Below are 4,327 nucleotides of genomic sequence, written 5' to 3' on the forward strand. Positions count from 1 at the left end.
GACGCATTCAATCGCATGTCGGCCTTTGTGGTGCACGATCTGAAAAACATTGTGACGCAACTCTCGTTGATGATGAAAAACGCCAAACGATTGAGTCACAACCCTGAGTTTCAGCAAGATATGCTGATAACGGTTGAGAATTCACTAGACCGAATGCGGCAGTTGATGCTCCAGTTGCACAAGGGGGCCACACCCGGGACGGCCTTCGGGGTGAACCTGGGCACAATCATTCAGCGTATTGAGGCGGTGGCGGCCGGGCGCGGCAGAAAGCTTGAGGTTCAGCCGTCGGAGCCGGTCGTGACCCGTGGTCATGAAGAACGATTGGAGCGCGTCATAGGACATGTTGTGCAAAATGCTTTTGATGCCACCGAATCGGGCGGGCGCGTTTGGGTCTGTCTTGATCGCTTGAACGGTCAGGCGAGGATTGTGGTGGGGGATACTGGAAAAGGCATGTCCCAGGATTTCATTCGGGATCACTTGTTCAAGCCGTTTCAGACCACCAAACAGGCCGGTATGGGCATTGGTGCTTATGAAAGCTTCCAGTATGTGCAGGAATTAGGTGGGCGCATTGACGTGTCTAGCGAATTGGGGCAAGGTACCACGGTCACAATGCTCCTGCCTCTCTTTGAAAAGCAGAAAGAATCAGACCTTCACTCGCTGGAGCTCTCATGAAATCTGAAAAAACACGTTCGTTGCTGATTGTGGAAGACGACCTGGCTCTGCAAAAGCAAATCAAGTGGTCGCTCGACCGCTTTGACTCGGTGACCGCGCATGACCGGGAAAGTGCGTTGTCGCAATTGCGTAAAAGTACGCCCGCCGTTATTACCATGGACCTGGGACTGCCGCCGGATGCGGACTCGGTGTCTGAAGGGTTCAGGCTGCTCGAGCAAATTTTAGCTTTTGATCCGGACATCAAGGTGATTGTTCTGACCGGGCAAAACGACCAGGCCAATGCCTTACGCGCCGTTGCCATGGGTGCCTATGATTTTTTCGCAAAACCGTTCGAACCCGAGTTGCTCAACCTGACTGTTGAACGGGCCTTCAGGCTGTTTGAGTTGCAAAGCGAAAATCGGCGTTTGCAGTCAATGCATCAACCCGATGCCCTGTCGGGGCTAATGACGCGCGACCCCGAAATGCTACGCATCTGCCGCACGATTGAAAAAGTGGCGAGCAGCAATGCCACGGTCATGTTGCTGGGCGAAAGCGGCACGGGAAAAGAACTGCTGGCACGCGGTCTGCACCAGTCGTCACCCCGAAGAGCAGAAAAATTTGTTGCCATCAACTGTGCCGCTATCCCGGAAAATCTCCTGGAAAGCGAATTGTTCGGGTTCGAAAAAGGTGCGTTTACCGGCGCGTCGAAACTGACGCTGGGTAAGATCGAAATGGCCGATGGCGGTACGCTGATGCTTGACGAGATTGGCGACTTGCCTTTTCAGTTGCAGGCCAAACTGCTGCGATTTTTGCAAGAAAGAAAGATCGAGCGCGTGGGGGGGCGGCAGGAAATTCCGGTGGATGTGCGAATCGTCTGTGCCACCCATCAGGATTTGAGCGCGCTGAGCAAGAATGCCCCGTTCCGCGAAGATTTGTATTACCGACTGGCGGAAATCGTCGTCAATATTCCGCCACTACGTGCCCGTGTCGGAGATGCGGCGCTGCTGGCGCACGCGTTCGTGCGACGCTTTGCACAGGAACAGAATCGATCCTTGATGACGCTCTGCGAAGATGCCGTCCGGGCGATTGAGCAGCACCCGTGGCCGGGCAACATCCGGGAACTGGAAAACTGCATCAAACGTGCGACCATCATGGCAGAAGGCAGCCAGATTTCCAGTAAAGATGTGGGTTTGAAAAGCACGGTGCCGGATGAAGCTGATGATTCACTGGACTTGCGCGTCATTCGTGACAACGCGGACAAACGGGCAATTACTGCGGCCTTGGGCCGCGTCAATGGGAATATGGTCAAGGCGGCTGAATTGCTAGGGGTGAGTCGGCCCACGCTTTACGATTTGATGCACCGGCTCGGATTGAAGTAGTTTGCTTCGGGTTTAACTTTCATTTCAGGCTAACCATGAACTCCAAAAAAACGGATGCTCGCACGGTTCTTTCGGCCATTCTGGTGTCTCTGCTATTGGCCGCTTGTGGAGACACACCGCAAGCCATGCTCCTCTCTGCCAAAAACTACCTGGCGAAAAACGACACCAAATCGGCGGTCATTCAGATAAAAAACGCGTTGCAGAGCGATCCAAATTTACCCGAGGCACGCTTTTTACTGGGCACCGCGCTGCTGGAAAGTGGGGACCCCGTAGGCGCCGAAACTGAGTTGCGCAAGGCCCTGGAACTGAAACACCCGCAAGACCTGGTGATTCCTCCGCTGGCCAGATCCCTGCTGGCGCGGGGGCAGGCGAAGAAGGTGACGGATGAATTTGCCAACATCGAGTTAAGCCAGCCGGCTGCCAAAGCAAGCCTCATGATGACGCTTTCGTCTGCCTATGCCATGCAGGACAAGGCGGAACTTTCACAGGCGGCCTTAAACGCGGCCCTGCTGGCGGAACCAGGCTACGCGCCGGCCCTGATTGAGCAGGCTCGACAAAAGGCGGGGCAGGGTGATATTGATGGCGCGCTGGTGATGGCGGATGAGGCGATTGCCAAATCTCCGAAAAGCCATGAAGCCTGGAAATTTAAAGGCGATCTTTTACTGTTTGCAAAAAATCAGGTCAACGAGGCATTGGAGGCTTACCGCAAAGCAACTGAAATCAAGCCGGATTTTATTGCCGGCCATGCCGCCGTCACTATGATTCTGCTGCAAAAAGGCGATCTGGCCGCAGCGGCAGCGCAAATTGCGCAACTGAAAAAAATTGCGCCGAATCACCCGCGCACCACTTACCTTGAAGCGCTGCTGGCTTTTCAGAAAAAAGATTTCAAGCTTGCCCGAAATCTGGTGCAGCAGGTTGTAAGAGTGGCTCCGGGTAGCGTAGAAAGCCTGCAATTGGCGGGTGCCGTGGAGCTTCGATTCAATTCACTGCTGTCAGCGGAAAGCTATTTAAGCAAGGCCGTGCAGGCCGCGCCAACGCTTGCATTGCCCCGTCGCCTGCTTGTTGTAACCTACCTGCGCGCGGGGCAACCGGCCAGGGCGATGGAGACTTTGCTACCGGGCTTGAAGCAGGAAAAAATTGATCCCGAACTGCTTTCACTGGCGGGCCAGGTCTATCTTCAGAACGGTGATCTCAAAAAGGCGGAGGAGTACTTCGAGAAGGCGATCAGTCAAGTGCCCAAGGACGGCGGAAAGCGGACCGCCCTGGCGTTGACTCATTTGATGAGCGGCTCGGTCGACACTGCATTTGAAGAGTTGCAGAATATTGCCGGTTCGGACGCGGGCACCACTGCGGACCTGGCGCTGATCAACGCACATCTGAGGCGTCTGGAGTTTGATAAGGCGTTAAAGGCCATCGACGGGCTTGAGAAAAAGCAGCCTGACAAACCATTGGCAGCCTTTTTGCGTGCCCGAACCCTGTTGCTCAAGGGAGATACTGACGGTGCGAAAAAGAGCTTTGAGCGTGCCTTGACGATTGATCCGTCGTACTTTGCAGCCGTGGCCAGTCTGGCGGAGATGGATCTGGCGGCCAAAAAACCTGAGGACGCAAAGAAGCGAATCGAGGCGGTGCTGGCCAAAGACCCTAAAAATGGCCAGGCCTGGTTGATGCTTGTTCGACTCGCGGGACGGTCGGGGACTGCAAAAGAGGACATGTACCGGATCATCGGCAACGAGTTCGCTGCCAACCCGACAGACCCGGCACCACGATTGTTGCTCATCAACTTCCATCTGCGCAACAAAGATTTCAAGCAAGCCTTGTCGGCAGCGCAGAATGCAGTATCGGCGTTACCAGACCGCCCCGAGCTTCTGGACGCATTGGGCCTGGCGCAACAAGCATCCGGGGAATTTAATCAGGCGATTGGCAGTTACAACAAGCTGGCGGCCATGCAACCGCTGTCGCCGCGGCCTCAAATGCGCCTGGCTAACGCGCATCTGGCTGAAAAAAACAAGGAAGCGGCGTACAGCAGCCTTCTCAAGGCCCTTGAAATCAAGCCCGATCTGCTCGAAGCGCAGCGTACTTTGATCGCGCTAGATCTGGATGGGAAAAAGTTTCCCGCTGCTTTGACGACGGCACGCACGGTGCAGCAACAACGCCCCAAGGAAGCGGCGGGCTATGTGCTCGAAGGTGATATCAACCTCTCCCAAAAAAACTGGGACAGTGCAGCAACGGCTTATCGCGCCGGGCTGAAGCAAGTGAACTCTTCAGAGCTGGCCATCAAGCTGCACTTTGTGTTGCTG

3 protein-coding genes are annotated in these 4,327 nt (G+C 55.1%); all 3 read left to right on the forward strand.

Annotation, left to right across the window (positions count from 1 at the left end; genetic code table 11):
* On the forward strand, window positions 1-672 hold a 672-nt coding region (locus AC1DUB_RS28110), incomplete at its 5' end, for an ATP-binding protein (protein WP_477732361.1).
* Window positions 669-2,030 (forward strand): PEP-CTERM-box response regulator transcription factor, encoded by a 1,362-nt coding sequence (gene prsR / locus AC1DUB_RS28115; protein WP_477719965.1) that lies wholly within the window; start codon window positions 669-671, stop codon window positions 2,028-2,030. The genes AC1DUB_RS28110 and prsR, both read left to right, overlap by 4 nt.
* A 35-nt stretch (window positions 2,031-2,065) precedes the next feature.
* On the forward strand, window positions 2,066-4,327 hold a 2,262-nt coding region (gene prsT / locus AC1DUB_RS28120), incomplete at its 3' end, for an XrtA/PEP-CTERM system TPR-repeat protein PrsT (RefSeq protein ID WP_477732362.1).

The organism is Polaromonas sp. P4_F9, assembly GCF_056401235.1.

Excerpts from the sequence above, each read along its gene's own strand:
- prsR (WP_477719965.1), top strand. The coding sequence starts at position 669 with ATGAAATCTGAAAAAACACGTTCGTTGCTGATTGTGGAAGACGACCTG.